15 protein-coding genes are annotated in these 16,346 nt (G+C 62.4%); 5 read left to right on the top strand and 10 right to left on the bottom strand.

Annotation, left to right across the window (positions count from 1 at the left end; all coding sequences use genetic code 11):
- Nucleotides 1-2 precede the first annotated feature (2 nt).
- The 3 genes from ACODSP_RS12990 to ACODSP_RS12980 form a co-directional block, all read right to left on the bottom strand.
- Nucleotides 3-488: a MerR family transcriptional regulator gene (locus ACODSP_RS12990; RefSeq protein ID WP_488965998.1), complete on the bottom strand. Its 486-nt coding sequence runs from the start codon at nucleotides 486-488 to the stop codon at nucleotides 3-5.
- 67 nt (nucleotides 489-555) lie between these two features.
- Nucleotides 556-729, bottom strand: coding sequence for a hypothetical protein (locus ACODSP_RS12985; RefSeq protein WP_488965997.1), 174 nt, complete (start codon nucleotides 727-729; stop codon nucleotides 556-558).
- 4 nt (nucleotides 730-733) lie between these two features.
- Nucleotides 734-1,180, bottom strand: a complete 447-nt coding sequence (locus tag ACODSP_RS12980; protein WP_488965996.1) for a hypothetical protein — start codon at nucleotides 1,178-1,180, stop codon at nucleotides 734-736.
- A gap of 137 nt (nucleotides 1,181-1,317) precedes the next feature.
- Between ACODSP_RS12980 and ACODSP_RS12975 the strand changes: the two genes are divergently transcribed.
- On the top strand, nucleotides 1,318-1,470 hold the full coding sequence (locus ACODSP_RS12975; RefSeq protein ID WP_488965995.1) for a ribbon-helix-helix protein, CopG family: 153 nt from the start codon (nucleotides 1,318-1,320) through the stop codon (nucleotides 1,468-1,470).
- Between the two features lie 248 nt (nucleotides 1,471-1,718).
- Here ACODSP_RS12975 and ACODSP_RS12970 read toward each other — a convergent pair whose 3' ends face one another.
- The 4 genes from ACODSP_RS12970 to ACODSP_RS12955 form a co-directional block, all read right to left on the bottom strand.
- A complete protein-coding gene (locus tag ACODSP_RS12970) occupies nucleotides 1,719-3,569 on the bottom strand; it encodes a phage terminase large subunit family protein (protein ID WP_488965994.1) in 1,851 nt (616 codons plus the stop codon).
- A complete protein-coding gene (locus ACODSP_RS12965; protein WP_488965993.1) occupies nucleotides 3,562-4,092 on the bottom strand; it encodes a hypothetical protein in 531 nt (176 codons plus the stop codon). Before ACODSP_RS12965 ends, ACODSP_RS12970 begins: the two co-directional genes overlap by 8 nt.
- A 285-nt stretch (nucleotides 4,093-4,377) precedes the next feature.
- Nucleotides 4,378-5,793: a virulence-associated E family protein gene (locus ACODSP_RS12960; RefSeq protein WP_488965992.1), complete on the bottom strand. Its 1,416-nt coding sequence runs from the start codon at nucleotides 5,791-5,793 to the stop codon at nucleotides 4,378-4,380.
- Nucleotides 5,790-5,984: a hypothetical protein gene (locus tag ACODSP_RS12955; protein WP_488965991.1), complete on the bottom strand. Its 195-nt coding sequence runs from the start codon at nucleotides 5,982-5,984 to the stop codon at nucleotides 5,790-5,792. The genes ACODSP_RS12960 and ACODSP_RS12955 overlap by 4 nt, the downstream gene beginning before the upstream one ends.
- A 509-nt stretch (nucleotides 5,985-6,493) precedes the next feature.
- Between ACODSP_RS12955 and ACODSP_RS12950 the strand changes: the two genes are divergently transcribed.
- A complete protein-coding gene (locus ACODSP_RS12950) occupies nucleotides 6,494-7,267 on the top strand; it encodes an SDR family oxidoreductase (RefSeq protein ID WP_488965990.1) in 774 nt (257 codons plus the stop codon).
- Between the two features lie 88 nt (nucleotides 7,268-7,355).
- Here ACODSP_RS12950 and ACODSP_RS12945 read toward each other — a convergent pair whose 3' ends face one another.
- Nucleotides 7,356-7,772: a dihydroneopterin aldolase gene (locus ACODSP_RS12945; protein ID WP_488965989.1), complete on the bottom strand. Its 417-nt coding sequence runs from the start codon at nucleotides 7,770-7,772 to the stop codon at nucleotides 7,356-7,358.
- A gap of 745 nt (nucleotides 7,773-8,517) precedes the next feature.
- Here ACODSP_RS12945 and ACODSP_RS12940 point away from each other — a divergent pair.
- Nucleotides 8,518-10,746, top strand: coding sequence for a methyl-accepting chemotaxis protein (locus ACODSP_RS12940; RefSeq protein WP_488965988.1), 2,229 nt, complete (start codon nucleotides 8,518-8,520; stop codon nucleotides 10,744-10,746).
- Between the two features lie 239 nt (nucleotides 10,747-10,985).
- On the opposite strand, the gene katG is transcribed toward ACODSP_RS12940, so the two are convergent.
- On the bottom strand, nucleotides 10,986-13,199 hold the full coding sequence (katG, locus tag ACODSP_RS12935; RefSeq protein WP_488965987.1) for a catalase/peroxidase HPI: 2,214 nt from the start codon (nucleotides 13,197-13,199) through the stop codon (nucleotides 10,986-10,988).
- Between the two features lie 311 nt (nucleotides 13,200-13,510).
- Between katG and ACODSP_RS12930 the strand changes: the two genes are divergently transcribed.
- Nucleotides 13,511-14,413, top strand: a complete 903-nt coding sequence (locus ACODSP_RS12930) for a hydrogen peroxide-inducible genes activator (protein ID WP_488965986.1) — start codon at nucleotides 13,511-13,513, stop codon at nucleotides 14,411-14,413.
- Between the two features lie 188 nt (nucleotides 14,414-14,601).
- Here ACODSP_RS12930 and ACODSP_RS12925 read toward each other — a convergent pair whose 3' ends face one another.
- Nucleotides 14,602-15,045, bottom strand: coding sequence for a MarR family winged helix-turn-helix transcriptional regulator (locus ACODSP_RS12925; RefSeq protein ID WP_488965985.1), 444 nt, complete (start codon nucleotides 15,043-15,045; stop codon nucleotides 14,602-14,604).
- A 202-nt stretch (nucleotides 15,046-15,247) separates the two neighbouring features.
- Here ACODSP_RS12925 and ACODSP_RS12920 point away from each other — a divergent pair, with 202 nt between their 5' ends.
- Nucleotides 15,248-16,270: an alpha/beta hydrolase gene (locus ACODSP_RS12920; protein WP_488965984.1), complete on the top strand. Its 1,023-nt coding sequence runs from the start codon at nucleotides 15,248-15,250 to the stop codon at nucleotides 16,268-16,270.
- Nucleotides 16,271-16,346: the final 76 nt, after the last annotated feature.

Raw genomic sequence — 16,346 nt, 5'->3', positions numbered from 1 at the left:
CGTTACCCTTCCTGCCGGGCGCGTAACTTGGCCAACTCGGCATCCCAGAGGGCCAGTTCGGCAGCCAGGACTGGGTTGCTGTCGGCCTCGATGCCCATCCGGTCCCGGATGCCACGATACAACGGATCCAAGTGGACTGTGATGGTCACCACGGAACCGGGCAGTTCGATATATATCCAGCGCCCTTCCTTGTTACGGGTAAAGGAAACGCTGTCATTCGGCTTATTCAGGAAGTTGCGGTGGAAGATTTCCGACCGAGCGATATCGCAGGCGTCACGGGCCGACATGCCGATATCCATCATGGCCGCGACCACGGATAGTGTCATGAACTGACGCATGCCGAACGTGAGGTGAAAGCCGCTGCCGCGCTGCAAGGAACTGAACAGATGATAACGGTCCATCCAGTTGCGGATTTGGTCCGGGGTTACCCCAGCGATCCGCGCCGCTTCGTCCCTGTTACATCCGTAGCCAAAGCCTGAATAGCTCATAACACCCTCCATAAAATCTCAAATCCGTGTCATGAGTTTTCTGTGTGTTGATGATGGTTGTCAAGGGTCACTGCGCCTCGGAGCCGGTGACCACATGGATTTCGATCTTGGGGCTGGCGCGGCAAAGTTCCTTGGACAGTTCCCAGAGAAGCTGGCGGCGCTCGGGGGTGCAGGCGCGGAAGTAGTGCAAAAGCTCGCGTTCTTGGTCGGACAGGGGTTGCTGTTTCGGGGCCTTGGCCATGGCGTCATTCCCCCAACAGGTCGCGGATGATGCTAGCGGCAAGCATGGTGTCGGTGCTTTGGTTCAGCGAATCGGCAAGGGCCGGGTCACCGGCATGACACCAGGATATGGCCCGCGCCTTGATGCGCATGCCCTGCACCGTCACGGCGCGGCATTGCATGATCTGGGTTACCAGCGCGTTGGTGGCGCGGGTCGCCGCATGGGCGGAAGCGCAGATGATCTCTTCGTTCTCGATCGTCTGTTCAACGCCCTCTATCAGGGCGTATTCCTCGTTCTCATGCCGCCATGCGGCTTCGAACGCTTCCCCCAGTTGGATCAGCTCCGCATCGGGTTGCGGTGCGCAGGGCACCGGGACCGGGTTCGCGGCCACCGCCACGACGGCACTGCCGGCAATGGCCATGGGAAGGGCTGACAGAACACCCCGGCGGGTGATAGGCATGCGAGTAGCCATGCCGTGCCTCCATACAAGGTCGGTTGGGTTAGACCGGGCCGGCGGCTCCTACCCCGCTTGCCCGGTCGCTTTATATTGACTACAATGCACTAACGTTCCGTTTGACGTCAATGCGTTTGTAGTCAGGATTAGTTACAATGAAAGCACTGCCCACCAGTGTCCGTTTATCACCGGAGACCAAGGCCGCGCTTGAAAAGGCTGCCAAGGACGATGAACGCTCGATTTCCCTCATGGTTGAGCGCATCTGTCGTGAGTGGTTGCAGGCGAACGGCTATTTACCCAAGCCTTAACCCTCCAACCCTACGGAGAGTTCGGAGCGCAGGGAGACAAGGCAATCTGCCTGCACCGGACAGTTCGGAAGGTTTGGACTGTTGCGCGCGGGTGCGCGTGTGAGAGGTGCCATCAGCGGGCAATTTCTCATATGTGTACGTAGACAAACTATACGAACTATCCAAAACCCTCCGAATGCCTTGAAATCATTGTACTATTTTTGCGGATAGTTATCGGAGAGTTTTGAAACCCTCCGATATGCCAGCGCCTAACCACCCATGAACCGGCTTTTGATCGACGTAGGGCCGGCGAACACGGTTCGCAGGGGTGCTGTGTCGTTCGCCTGTCGCATCGGGGTTGTGTCCAGCCCTTCGGCTTCCCGGTTCAACCGGAAGCCCAAGGCGACCAGGCCATGCAGGGCGGCGTAGGCGTAAACCCTTATATCCAAGGCCTCATTGCGTGCCCCCTTCTGCTTGGCCCATTCCCGCACGGGCTTTCCGGCAACATAGCGGGTGACCAGCCGTTCAGCGGTCAGCTGGCGGAAATAGTCTTCATCCCGCGCCATGGAGAAATGGCAACAGCCGGCACCGGCACCCACCAGGGGCAGGCGCTGATAGATCGTTTCCTTGGCCGCATCCACGCCCACGATGTACAGCGGCATGTTGCCCCGGCCCGCCGGTGACGGGCGTTTCGGCCATACGGGGATGCCGGCACCGCCCCTTCCCTTGATGGCCCACACGCGCCGCGTCTGGCGCTCCGCAGCGAAGCCATAGACGGCCTGGGTACGATGCCCGCCGCTGTCGATGGCGACGGCGCGGATGGGCATGTCGGGCACAGCCCGGCTGTGGCGGAAGGTGCGGCGCAATTCCGCATCCAGGGCCGCCCAAACCTCGGGCTGGGCGGGGTCGCCCCAAAGCACCTGATGGTCGATGGACCAGCTTTCTTCATCCCGGCCCCAGCCCACCACCTCCAATTCCAGCCGGTCATTCTGGGTATCCACTCCGGCGGTGAGGCAGACCACGCCCGCCGGCAACAGCTCGCCCCAATCCTCCCGCCGGTCCAGGAAGGCCATGGCGTCGGTAATGCCGACACCCTCATCCTCCCAAAGCTCCCCCAGCTTGACGTTCTTGAACGTCTTGTGGCGGGGCGGGTCCTTGCACACGGTGCCATGCTCCACCGCCAGCTCGGCCACGGACACGAAGGGGGACAGCAGCCCGCCGATATGATAGCCGGCGGTGCGCCCGTCACCGGGGGCCGTGGCCCGCCATTCCCCCAGCCCGACCATGGCGTGCCGCTGTGCCTCAGTGATTTCAGCGCCGCAATGGGGACAGACCAGGTGGGCAAGGTGCCGCTGCCCCTCCGGCCACCGCACATTCTCCCACCGCAGAACGTGGGGTTCGTCGCAATGCGGACAGGGCACATGAAAGCGGCGCTGATCCGATTCCAGGTAGGCGGTTTCGATGCGACTGAACCCCTTGGTGGTGGGGGTGGAGATCATGAGTATCTTCCGCCGCCCGCGATAGGTGATGGCGGCACGCATGGCCAGATCCACCGGATCGCCTTCGCCGTCCGCGTCCACCGGGAAGCCATCCACTTCGTCCAACAGGATGAAGCGGGCGGGCAGGCTGCGCAGGCCCAAGGGGCTGTTGGCGCCTACCATCAGCAGCTCGCCACCCTGGAATTTCTTGCGGGTCGCGCTGTTGCCGCTGTCGCGGGACCGGAAGGGCACCACCCGATCCTTCACCACGGGCGTGTGTTCCAACAGCGGATCGATGCGGGTGGCCGTGTTGCGGCGGATCATGTCGGTGGACGGCATGACCAGCATGACGTTGCCGGGGGCCTGATGGATGCAATAGCCCACGAAATTCAGGGCGGTTTCGGTGCCGCCCACCTGGGCGCTTTTCATCACCACCACCCGTTCGGTGGGGTCGGTGACCGTCAGCCTCTCCATCGGCTCCCGCAGGAAGGGCAGGCGGGCGGTACTCCACGGGCCGGGTTCGGCGCTGGACGGGGGCAGGATGCGGAACCGGTCGGCCCATTCGGCAACCGTCATGCTGGGATCAGGGCACATGCCCCGCCGCCAGACGCCATCAACCCAGGCGGTCACATCGTCAAGCATCGGCCAGGCCCTCCATCGGACGGCTGGCGACGGCGGCCAGGTGCGCCCGCATCTCCCGATCCAGGAAGGCGAAGACGGTGGCCGGGTCGCTGCCCACCTGCCCAGCCAGCAAGGGCGATATGCGGACCACCCAGGCAAGATGGGCGTCCCGTTCGGCCCGCGCACGGGAGAACACGGCGGCCTCTACCGCCTGTTTGTCCACCAGCGTCCTTTCCAGGTGCAGGCGCTTCATGCGGGCATGGGCCAGACGTTCGGTTTCGATCTCGTCCTTGATGCTGACAGGACGCGAACCATGTTCGCCTGCCTGCACCACCGCCCGCCGCCGGCTGGGATCGATGTTCGCCGCGTACCACTCCCGCCCGACCTCGGGATCGATCCGGCCATTCGGCAGAACAGGCAGGCCACGGGTGATCAGTTGGGAAATGCGTCCCGGCGTCACCCCCATTTCGCGGGCAAAGTCGCTCTTGGACAGGCTGACGGGAGCCTTGGGCAAGCCGGGTAAAGTGTCTAAGAGCGTCTGCATTTTACTATCCTAAACCCTTGGAGACTAAGGAAGTGGTGGGTTCGAATTACCCACGGGGGATGCAGGGGGGAGGGACCCAGACCGCTGACCCTGTCACCACCTTGTCACCACCTCTCTAGAAGTGGTGACAGGAATTGTTCAATGATTTCAACGTTGTCACCACTGTCACCACTGTCACCACTTGTTTCTATATACGGAGAAAGGGGGTGTTCTTGTTCTGTGCTGATAACTCACATGTACGCGCGTCAGGTGGTGACAGTGGTGACAGTGGTGACAGCTTTGATTTCATTCATGTTTTCGTGTCACCACTTCGCTTGCAGGTGGTGACAAGGTGGTGACAGGTGGCCTGTACCGCCGTTGACGGGCCTGCCCATCACGCACCTGATACCGCTCCCAGCCCATGGCCGTCAGTATCTTGCCCACGCGCATCTCGTTGCCCTTCGACCACTCGGATGGTGGAAGGGCAAGGCAGCCTTCCAACACTTGGCCAATGGAAATGCTGGGAAAGGCGCTGACATACTTGGACACGAGGTAGTCCCAGCTATCTGCATCATACCGTGCATCTGCCTCTTGCTGTGCCTCTTGCCGCAGTTCGTCGGTATCCAGCCACCAGGGGGCGCGGGTTCGGTACAGGTGGACGGCTTCCGCCCATAGCTGGTTGCGCGCACGCTCCAAGCCGGGCAGATCGGGGGTGCCCACGCGGATAGGCCAGAAGCGCCGTGCGCCCGTGGCGTCCTGTAGATAACCGTCCGTCTTGTTGGTGGTGCCTGCAAAGACGCATTGGCGCGGGTTGTCTATCAGACGCTCGCCATAGGGTGGTCGAAAGCGGTCAATGCGACGGCTCACGAATGCCTTGATGCGGGCCGCCTCGGCACGGCTGAAGGCGTCCAGTTCGGCCACCTCAATGATCCATGCCCCGGCTGTCTGCATCGCCGCGTCCTTGCTGGTCAGGTCGGCAAGGTCATCTGTGAACCACTCCCCGCCAAGGGTGCGCAGGGCGGATGACTTCCCCTGTCCTTGCCAGCCTTCCAGGATCAGGACGCAATCCGCCTGGCAGCCCGGTTCAAAGACACGGGCCACCGCCGAAATCATCCATCGTGATCCGACAGCACGGGTATAGGTGCTGTTGTCTGCCCCCAGATAATCGGAAGGCCAATCCTCCAATCGGTGGACACCATCCCATTTCAGGCTTTCCAGGTAGTCACGGACGGGGTGGAAGCGCGCACGATGGGCCACGGCCTCAACCGCTGCCGATACCACCTTGGGGTTTACAAGGCAGCCCTGATGCTGCAACCAGTCCGCTGCATAGAAATCGTCCTGCGGAGTCCATGTACGCGGTTGCCATTGGGCTTTCTCTGCCGGGTCGGTCCAAGGCAAGGGGGCCTTGGCAATGGTCCGCATGGCGAACTCGTTATGTGCAAGGACACCGTCCCATGGGTTCTTGCCGTCCGGGAAAATGCCGGGCACATGCTCCCCGGACAGCAGCGTGATGGCGTTTGCCAGACAGGCACGAATGCCCCCGGCTTCCGTCTCGATAAGCGGGGAAGCGCGTGAGGATGCGACGATTCGCGGCTTGAACTCGACCTGTTCCGCTTCATCAACCGTCCGGCGGATGCTGTCGTAAGCTGCGTCACCGGGTGTGGGCGGGGTGAACAGGACCGCGCTATCGAAGGGGTTGGGTTCGGGTTTGGTCCCGGTCATAGCTGCGCGTGCCCCTCCAACTGGCGGGCGATAGCGCACAGCCGGGCCGCGATGCTGTCCTTGGCCAGTGCAATGGTTTCCGGGTCAGTACGGAACCCGCATCCGATGCGGCGCACGTCGCGGGACAGGTCCAGTAACTCCCCGGCCAGATGGTGGCGGTTCGGGGTGGGGTTGGCGACGACGCTACGCATGTCCACCACCCATGCGAGTAGAGCGGTAGCGCTTAGAAAGGTTAGCCCTAAGGCTGAAAAGGGCAATGAAATCAAAGGGGCGCTTTTGGCAGTTAGCCACGACAACGGCTTGACGGCCCTTGCCTCTTTCACTCTCATCCCCTCCGCCATTTTCTCGCTAAGGCGATGAAAAATAGGCCTCTTGGAGAAGTTCCAAGGGGCTTTTGGCATTTTTGCACGACCATCGGTACAGAACGCAGGGCGCGGATAATACCTACCGTGCCGGCTCTTTTGGGCGTTCTGCGAAGCCTGCTGGCACCACAAGGCATTGCACGCTGATCGCGTAAACGCTTTGGACTTTCTGGTTCCTTCTGAAGCGCCCCAATAGAAGCGGCCTTCATGCGGCTGGTGCGAAAAGTTCAACGCAGGTAAAAAAGGCCCCCGCTTGAGGTGGCAGCCCGCCATGCTACTTCCAGATAGGCCCGCTGCTGGCGGCGCCCCATTCGCCCACTGACTTTAGGCTGCCCTCCATGAGATCAAAAACGGTGATCGTTACTGGCGCTGCCAAGCGCCTTGGGCGGGCCATAACGATGCATCTGGCGCGCGCGGGATGGGATGTGGCCATCCATTACGGGACATCCCGCTCAGAGGCAGAAGCTGTCGCCCAAGAAGTGGAACAACTGGGACGCCGGGCGGCCCTGATTCAGGCCGATCTGGCATCGCCCGATGTCGGTATTCAGGTTGTGAGTGCGGCACAGGCCGCCCTGGGGCCAATTCGGGCGTTGGTGAACAGCGCATCGGTATTTGAATTCGATGAGGCGGACAGCTTCAAGGCTGAAAACTGGGATCATGCCTTTGCTGTCAACCTGCGCGCGCCCACGCTCTTGTCTCAGGCATTCGCCAATCAGGGCGAAATCCTGGAGGACAGGTGCATAATCAATATTCTGGATCAGAAAATATCAAATCTTAACCCCGATTTCTTCAGCTACACGGCAACCAAGCTCGCCCTTGAAGGCGTCACCCGCCTTAGCGCAATGGCGTGGCAAGGCCGTGTCAGGGTTCTGGCGATTGCACCCGGGCTTTGTCTGCCCAGTGGTGACCAGACGGAAGAAGATTTCCAAACAGCCCATGCGACCGCACCACTCGGTCGCGGCTCCACGCCCGCTGATATTTCGGCACTCGTCGCATACTGCCTTGAGGCGCCTTTGATGTCTGGTCGAACAATCACAATCGACGGCGGACAACATCTGCAGCCGCGCAATCGAGACGTGATGTTCGAAGCCCGTGCGACGCAGGAGGGATGAGGACGGGCCCGATATGTCGGGGGCCCGCTGAAAATATCCTCAAGAAGGAATTCGAGTTCGTCCCGCCCTGGTCTGCAATGGCGCCCATTCAGGAACGTTTGCGGAAAATCTCGATTCCAGCGCCCGCCGTCTCATTGAAGATGCCCGGCTTGAGGATGGACACGCACACTGCGTCAACGCGGGCATCACGGAAGCATTCAACGATAAGCGCCTCTGCCAGCGTCTCCAGGTACGGCGTGTGGGGCCGCTTGCTCCAACTCACAATGAAGGACCGGATAGGGTCATAATCGACAATTCCACCGCCCTCAAAACCGCCGGCATCTGCATAGCCCTTGCAGTACATATCCACGTTAACCGCAAGGCGGTTGGGGCGTTCCGGAAACTGTTCCCAAGGATGGATGCCGACGCTACAGTCGACAATAACGTTCACAAGGCGCACGCGCAGATAATTTTGCGCGTTTTCCAGATTACACAGGACGTTACCGGAAGATGCAATTCCGTTCAATTTTCTCTCCGATTTTACTTCACACAGCCCTATCGCGACACCAAGAGCCGACGCCGTCGTTGATCGTGTGGAGCCTACTTTAGGCGGAAGGGACAGCAGCGCCGATATTGGCCTCAAAGTTTCATTCCGATAATATGGCCCGCAGCATGAATATCAAGTCCTGACAGAAATAAAGTTGTTTAGCAGGGTCCCAGAGGAAGTCAGATGCAAGCTGACTGGCAAGCACGATAGCACAGTACCTGTGGCCGTTGAAAACCCTTTCAATTGGCGCTGGATTTATGCTGTATCCGGCAGATTTTTCTCCGACCAGCGTATCTGCGATATCAGATTGGAATACAGCACCCCCGTTTCTGGACAATAAGGCTTGAACACTTACTCCTTATGCGCAACAAGCTTCGAGAGTTCCCAAGGAACTTTGTCTATGAGCACGGACTGCGTTTTGATTGTTGATCGCAGTAGTCTTCGCACTTACATGGGAATTTTCGGCAAAAATAGGCATTCACTTCTAACATTGGCCATTTGCGTGCGTCAGATGCGGCACGGGGCCGGGCCGAAGGTGGCGGAGCAGATCATCGCATCCCCCTGCGGCATCAACACACTACACCGCCAAAGGCCCTTCGCCATTTCGCGTATTCCGGGCCACGCAAATCCCAGTTAGACTCTGTGAAAATACCGCCCGAACCGAACGGGCACGCCACCGCCGCGTTCACTTTCCTCACTAGTGCCAATCTGGAGAGTCCTGACGATGCTGCGTGATCTGCCCATAACCCCGAAGCTGGGTCTGGCGTCTTTGCTGTTCCTGGTGCCTGTGGCCTTCCTGCTCTGGGCGTTGGTCGCAAAACAAGGCGAGGCCATCGGCTTTGCCGAGAAGGAACAGCAGGGCACGCTTTACCTGCGCGGGCTGGCACAGGTGCAGATGACGCTCGCCAAGGCGGAAATCGCGAGGAACAGCGTGGATGGCAAGGCGCTGGCCGATCAGGTGAAGAAGCTGGACGGCCAGTATGGCGAAGGGATGGAGGCCGCCACCCAGGTGAAGGATGCCGTGGCCGCGCTTGGAGCCGGACAGGCAACGGGTCCTGCCCGCACGGCCCTGCGCGCCCTGATCACGCGGGTGGGTGACAAGTCGAACCTGATCCTGGACCCCGATCTGGACAGCTATTACGTCATGGATCTGGCGCTAATCAAGCTGCCGGACCTGCTGGATCAGACCAGCGCCATGTACAGCCTGACCCACATGCTCTACGCCGACGGCAGCGTCAGTGCGGAGGAGAAGGTCGATCTCTATGTCTCGCTGGGCGGGCTGAAGGCTGTGGCCGACGGGTCGGGCAATTCGGTAAAGGCCGCCATCGATGCCAGCGCCGATGGCAGCGTGGCCAAGGCCCTGAGCAAGCCGGATGCCGACCTGCAGGCCGCCTTCAAGACCCTGGTGAGCCAGGCGGAGAGCCAGGCCCTGGACAATGCCGCCACCATCGCCGCCCTGACCCGTATCGACGCGCTGTATACCGCCGGCTCCGCCGACCTGTCGCGCCTGCTCGATACGCGCATCGGCAAGTTCCACAAGGAACAGATCATCACGCTGGCCGTCACGGCCCTGCTGTTCGCCATCGCGTCGGGGGCCGTGCTGTTCGTGGTCCTGCGCTACATCATCGCGCCCTTGGGACAACTGACCCGGTCCATGGGGCAGCTGGCCGATGGCGACCTGACGGTGCAGGTGGCCTTTGCCGAGCAGAAGGATGAGGTGGGGGCGCTCGCCCGCGCCATGGGCGTGTTCAAGGCCAATGCCCTGCGCAACCGTGAACTGGAAGAGTCCCAGCAGCGCGAGCAGGAGGCCCGCGCCCGTCGGCAGGCCGCACTGGAGGAACTGGTCCGCGACTTCCAGATGGCGGTCAGCGGGCAGCTGCGCACCTTCGCCAGTGCCTCGACCGAGTTAGAGGCAACGGCCCGCAACCTGTCGCATCAGGCGGATGAAACCACCAACCGCACCGGCATCGCGGGGCAGAGCGCCGACCGCGCCACCCAGAATGCCCAGACCGTAGCCGCCGCGACGGAGGAACTGGCCGCGTCCAGTGCGGAGATCGGCTCGCAGATCGAACGCACCTCCCTAACCACCAAGGATGCCGTGTCGGAGGCCGACAAGGCGCGCGGCGTGGTGGATGAGTTGGCCAATGTGGTGGATGGCGTCGGTGCCGTGGTTGATTTCATCCATGCCATCGCGGCCCAGACCAATCTTCTGGCCCTGAACGCCACCATCGAGGCGGCGCGGGCGGGAGAGGCCGGCAAGGGCTTCGCCGTCGTCGCGTCGGAGGTGAAGAATCTGGCCACCCAGACGGCCAGGGCCACAGACGAAATCCAGGAAAAGGTCAATGCCGTGAAGGGGGCCGCCGGTCACGCCGTCGGCATCATCTCCACCATCGCCCGCATCATCGGGGAGGTGGATGGCAATTCCGGCGCCATCGCATCTGCCGTCACCGAACAGGGCGCCGCCACGGACGAGATTGCCCGCAACGTGACAGAGGCCGCCGACCGCACACGCGAGGTGACGGAAAGCCTGGGCACCGTGCGCGAAAGTGCGGAATTCACTAAGGTCGCCTCCACTCAGCTCCTGGCCGCCGCCGGCGACCTGTCGCAGCAGTCCGAGCGGCTGCGCGCCGATGTGGAGGAATTCCTGTCGGCCATGCAGAAGGCCGGCGAACGCCGCCAGTTCGAACGCCGTTCCTGCGCCCTGCGCGGTGAACTAACGGCCCACGGCCCGCGCGGCAAAGTGGAACGGTTCGAGGTGACCCTGTCCGATATCGGCCTGGGCGGCTGTGCGCTCACCGGCGCCTCGGTGCAGGCGGGGACGGAAGTGGAACTGCGCCTGTCCGGCCACGCCCTGCCCGGCCGCGTGATCCAGCAGGAAGGCAACCGCCTGCGCCTGCAATTCCGCCTGAACGACCAGACCAGCGACACGGTGGAGAGGCTGCTGGCGGCGTGAGGGGCGCGTCGCTCCCTCACCCTCCCAAGCCTTCCAGCTTGGGTCCCTCCCTCTCCCGCAAGCGGGCGAGGGGCGATGTCAGGCACATCATGAAGTTACGCCCCTCGCCCACGAATGTGGGAGAGGGAGGGGCCCGAATGCGCAAGCTTTCGGGAGGGTGAGGGAGCGACGTCTTCAAAAACAAATGGCGGCCCCGGTCATTCCGGAGCCGCCATTCTTTTCAACCAACCCGACCGCGCTTACTTCACATCAAACCGGTCGGCATTCATCACCTTGGTCCAGGCGGCGACGAAGTCGTTCACGAACTTCGCCTCACCATCGCTGCTGCCATAAACCTCGGACAGCGCGCGCAGTTGGGAGTTAGAGCCGAAGACCAGATCGACGCGGGTGGCGGTCCATTTGATGGCACCGTTAGTCCGGTCGCGGCCTTCGAACACACCCTGGGTGCCGTCCGTGGCGTTCCAGACGGTGCTGGCATCCAGCAGGTTGACGAAGAAGTCGTTGGACAGCACGCCCGGACGCTTGGTGAACACCCCATGCTGCGCCCCGCCGGAATTGGCGTTCAGCGCGCGCATGCCGCCCACCAGCACCGTCATTTCCGGGGCCGTAAGGGTCAGAAGCTGGGCCTTGTCGACCAGCATCTCTTCCGCCGGGACCGAATATTCGGTCTTGAGGTAATTGCGGAAGCCATCGGCCACCGGTTCCAGCACCGCGAAACTGTCCACATCCGTCTGATCCTGGCTGGCATCCGCACGGCCCGGCGTGAAGGGCACCGTCACGGCATGGCCGGCATCTGCCGCCGCCTTCTCCACCGCCGCCACGCCGGCCAGCACGATCAGGTCGGCCAGCGATACTTTCTTAGCGCCAGACGCACTGCCGTTGAACCCGGCCTGGATACCTTCCAGCACGCCCAGAACCTTGGCCAGCTGTGCCGGCTGGTTCACGACCCAATCCTTCTGCGGGGCCAGACGGACACGGGCGCCATTGGCCCCGCCGCGCTTGTCCGATCCCCGGAAGGTGGAGGCCGAGGCCCAGGCCGCCCCCACCAGTTCCGGTACCGACAGGCCAGACGCCAGGATGCTGGCCTTCAGCGTCGCGATGTCGGCGGCATCGATCAGCGGGTGATCCACGGCGGGGATCGGATCCTGCCAGATCAGGTCTTCCGCCGGCACTTCCGGCCCCAGATACAGGCTCTTGGGACCCGAGTCGCGGTGGGTCAGCTTGAACCAGGCCCGTGCAAAGGCATCCGCGAACTCTTCCGGATTGGCGCGGAACCGCTTGGAAATTTCCAGATAGGCCGGATCGGTGCGCAGGGCCATATCCGCCGTCGTCATCATGGGCGCGTGACGCTTTGTCGGGTCATGCGCGTCGGGCACCGTCGTGGCAGCATCCGGGTCCTTGGGCTTCCACTGATGCGCGCCAGCCGGGCTCTTGGTCAGTTCCCATTCGTCATAGCCCAGCAGCGTGTCGAAATAGGAATTGTCCCACTGCGTCGGCGTCGGGGTCCAGGCCCCCTCGATCCCGCTGGTGATGGTATGCACACCCTTGCCGGTGCCCAGGCTGTTCAGCCAGCCCAAGCCCATGGCCTCCAAGGGCGCGCCTTCCGGCTCCGGCCCGACATGGGCAGGATCGCCGGCGCCGTGCGCCTTGCCGAACGTGTGGCCGCCGGCCACCAGGGCGACCGTTTCCTCGTCATTCATGGCCATACGGGCAAAGGTCTCGCGGATGTCGCGGCCCGACGCCATCGGGTCCGGGTTGCCGTTCGGCCCCTCGGGGTTCACATAGATCAGGCCCATCTGGACGGCGGCCAGCGGGTTTTCCAGGTCACGATCCCCGCTATAGCGCTTGTCGCCCAGCCAGGTATCTTCCTTGCCCCAGTAGATATCCTCTTCCGGCTCCCAAACATCGGGGCGACCGCCGCCAAAGCCGAAGGTCTTGAAGCCCATCGACTCCAGGGCAACATTGCCTGCCAGGATCATCAGGTCGGCCCAGGAGATGGCCTTGCCGTACTTCTGCTTGATGGGCCAGAGCAGGCGGCGCGCCTTGTCCAGGTTGCCATTGTCGGGCCAGGAATTCAGCGGCGCGAAACGCTGCGTGCCCGAACCGGCGCCACCGCGTCCGTCGGAGGTGCGGTAGGTGCCGGCGCTGTGCCAGGCCATGCGGATGAACAGGCCACCATAATGACCGTAATCGGCGGGCCACCAATCCTGGCTGTCGGTCATCAACGCCGTCAGATCGGCCTTAAGGGCGGCATAATCTAGGCCCTTGAACGCCTCGGCATAGCTGAACCGGCCACCGAACGGATCGGACAGGGCCGTGTTCTGGTGCAGGATCTTCAGGTTCAGCTGGTTGGGCCACCAGTCACGGTTGGAACGGCCGCCAAAGGTGGCATTGGGACGAATCCCATGCAGCACAGGGCACTTGGCAGCGCTCCCCGAATTATTCCCGTCCATTCTTATCTCCTGTCATGGATCGATTGTGGCGGTGCGGGCACGAAAGGGTTCGCCGCGGTCAAGCAGCATCGCGCCCATCAGGACGTCAGACTTCGGTATCGGTGAACATATCGACCGGCCCCGGCATTTCCCGCCGGACCGGCACACAAAGCCCCCTGCCGTTCCGGTAAACCGGAACCCGCGATCCATCGGGGTGATGTGACGCGACGCGGTTGGGACATGGGGGCTCCTCATCCTCGCGAACTAAGATTTAGCAAACTTATGTGATAAGATTAAGTCGGATTTTCTGATTGCCTTAATAAGGTACACTTATGACAAACCTGACCTTGAAGCAGCTTCGCTATTTCGATGCGCTGGCGCGGCTGGGCCATTTCGGGCGCGCGGCGGATGATTGCGCCATCTCGCAGCCCGCCCTGTCGATGCAGATCAAGGAGTTGGAGGAGGGGTTGGGGGCACCTCTGTTTGAGCGCGGGCCCCGCCAGATCTGGTTGACCGGGTTCGGGGAGGAATTTGCCGCCCGCGCGCGCGACATCCTGCGGTCGGTGGATGAGTTGGGCGATCTGGCCCGCGCCGCGCGGGATCAGCTGGCGGGGCGGCTGCGCATCGGGGTGATCCCCACGGTGGCCCCGTATCTGTTGCCATCCATCATCGGTGACCTGACCCGTATGAATGCCGACCTGGACATTCATGTGCGCGAAACGGTGACACCCAAGCTGCTGCATGAGCTGCTGGAGGGGCGGCTGGATACCGCCGTCGTTGCCCTGCCCGTGTCGGAACCATCCCTGACCGAGGTGGCTTTGTTTGAAGAGAATTTCGTGCTGGTCCGCCCGGCGGAGGAGGAAGGCAAACCCGTGCCCAGCCCGGAGGCCCTGCGTGAAATGCGCCTGCTGCTGCTGGAGGAAGGACATTGTTTCCGCGATCAGGCCCTGTCCTTCTGCAACATGAATACAGCATTGCCGCGCGAGTTGCTGGACGGATCGTCGCTGTCCACCCTGGTGCAGATGGTAGGGGCCGGTATCGGCGTCACCCTGATCCCGGAAATGGCGGTCGCGGTGGAGACCAAATCCGCCGCCGTTTCCATCGCCCGCTTCAAGGACCCGGAACCATCGCGCACCATCGGCATGGTCTGGCGCAAATCCAGCCCGCTGTCGAAACAGTTGCTGGACATTGCCGACCTTGTGCGCCGGTCAGGGGAGGCACAGCGGGCGGGGTGATAGCGCGGTTAATCGATTCCTCGCTCTCCATTTTCGTCATCCCGGCGCAAGCCGGGACCCAGAGCCACAGGAAATGACGCTTCGGCTTGCCTCGATCGGTGCTGCTGACAAGTGGGGCGCTTGGCCCTGGGTCCCGGCTTGCGCCGGGATGACGAAGAAAATGCGGACCGGATCAGCCCTGATACACCCTACCCCGCAAACCGGTTCAGGTTGGACCGCAACCGCTGGATATTGTCGCGCAGCTCGGTGATTTCCTCCAACCCCATGCCCACGGCCTGGGTCAGGTGCTCGAAGAAATCCACCGTCTGGTCCTTCAGGCCCCGGCCCGTATCGGTCAGGCGGATCAGGACCTGGCGTTCATCGGCGGGGTTGCGTTCGCGCCGGACATGGCCCGCCGCCTCCAGCCGTTTCAACAGCGGGGTCAGGGTGCTGCTTTCCAGGAACAGCTGTTCGCCGATCTGGCCCACCGTCTGACCATCCTTCTCCCACAACAGCACCATGACCAGATATTGCGGGTAGGTCAGGCCCAGCCGGTCCAGCAGCGGCTTATAGACACGCGTGAAGGCGTGGCTGGCCGAGTAAAGCGAGAAGCAGATGAAATCGCCCAGTTTCAGGGCGGGAGTGTCGGACATGGCGGCACCTGCGTGGGCATGAGCGGTGATGACCCTTCATATTGCATCGTGCGCGATATGATCGCAGGCGCTTTTGCTGCATGGCCGCCATCCATTTAATTATATCGCACACGATTAAATCGTACAATATCACTCTATCCATCGAATGACGGGCACCGAACCGGCGCCCCCCCTCCCTTCACCGGACAGACAGGAGATCATCATGAACAGTCTGCGTAACACCGTTGCCGCCCTGGCCCTTTCCGTTGCTGCCCTGACCGGCCCGGCCCTGGCCGATGCGCCTGTGTTGGAAGCCGGGACGAAGGCCTTTGTCGATGCCGTGGCGGCATCGGGGGGTAAGCCGATCTACACCTTGTCCTACAGCGACGCCCGCGCCGTGCTGGCGGGTGCCCAGGCTCAGACGCTGAAATCCGCCGCCACCAGCATGCAGGACACCAGCTTCCCCGTCGGCCCCACGGGCAAGGTGGCCGTGCGCATCGTGAAGCCGGAAGGTGCGAAGGGCCTGCTGCCCGTGATCATGTATTATCATGGTGGCGGTTGGGTGATGGGCGACCGCAACACCCATGATCATCTGATCCGCGAACTGTCCGCCGCATCGGGCGCCGCGGTGGTCTTCGTCGATTATGACCGGGCGCCCGAAGCCGTCTATCCGGCCCAGAATGAACAGGGCTATGCCGCCCTGCAGTTCGTGGCCAAGAATGGCGCGCAGTACGGGCTGGATGGCAGCCGCATCGCGGTTGCCGGCGACAGTGCAGGCGGCAACATGGCCGCCGCCATCACCTTGATGACCAAGGCGCGTCAGGGGGCATCCATCCGCCACCAGCTGCTGTTCTACCCCGTCACCGATGATGTGTCGGCCAACAGCTCCTATCAGGCGTTCGGCAATGGCCCGTGGCTGACGGAAAAGGCCATGCATTACTTCCTGGATGCCACCTTCCCCGCCGACAAGCGCGGCGAGGTGACGGCCTTCCCCCTGAAGGCCAGTCTGGAGCAGTTACAGGGCCTGCCGACGGCCACCATCATCGTGGCGGAAAACGACCTGCTGCGGGATGAGGGTGAGGCCTATGGCAAGAAGCTGATCCAGGCGGGGGTGACGGTGACCTCCACACGCTACAACGGCACCATCCATGATTTCGTGATGCTGAATGGCCTGGCCGGGACGCCAGCCGCCAAGGCTGCGATCGCCCAGGGGGCAGCGGCCCTGAAGGCGGCGTTTGCGAACTGAGGGGCGGGGGGAGATGTCGCTCCCTCACCCTCCCAAACGCTGGCGCGTTCGGGCCCCTCCCTCTCCCACCTTCGTG

It is taken from the genome of Niveispirillum sp. FG156, from assembly GCF_057809555.1.
This window is presented reverse-complemented; position numbering and strand designations above follow the sequence as displayed.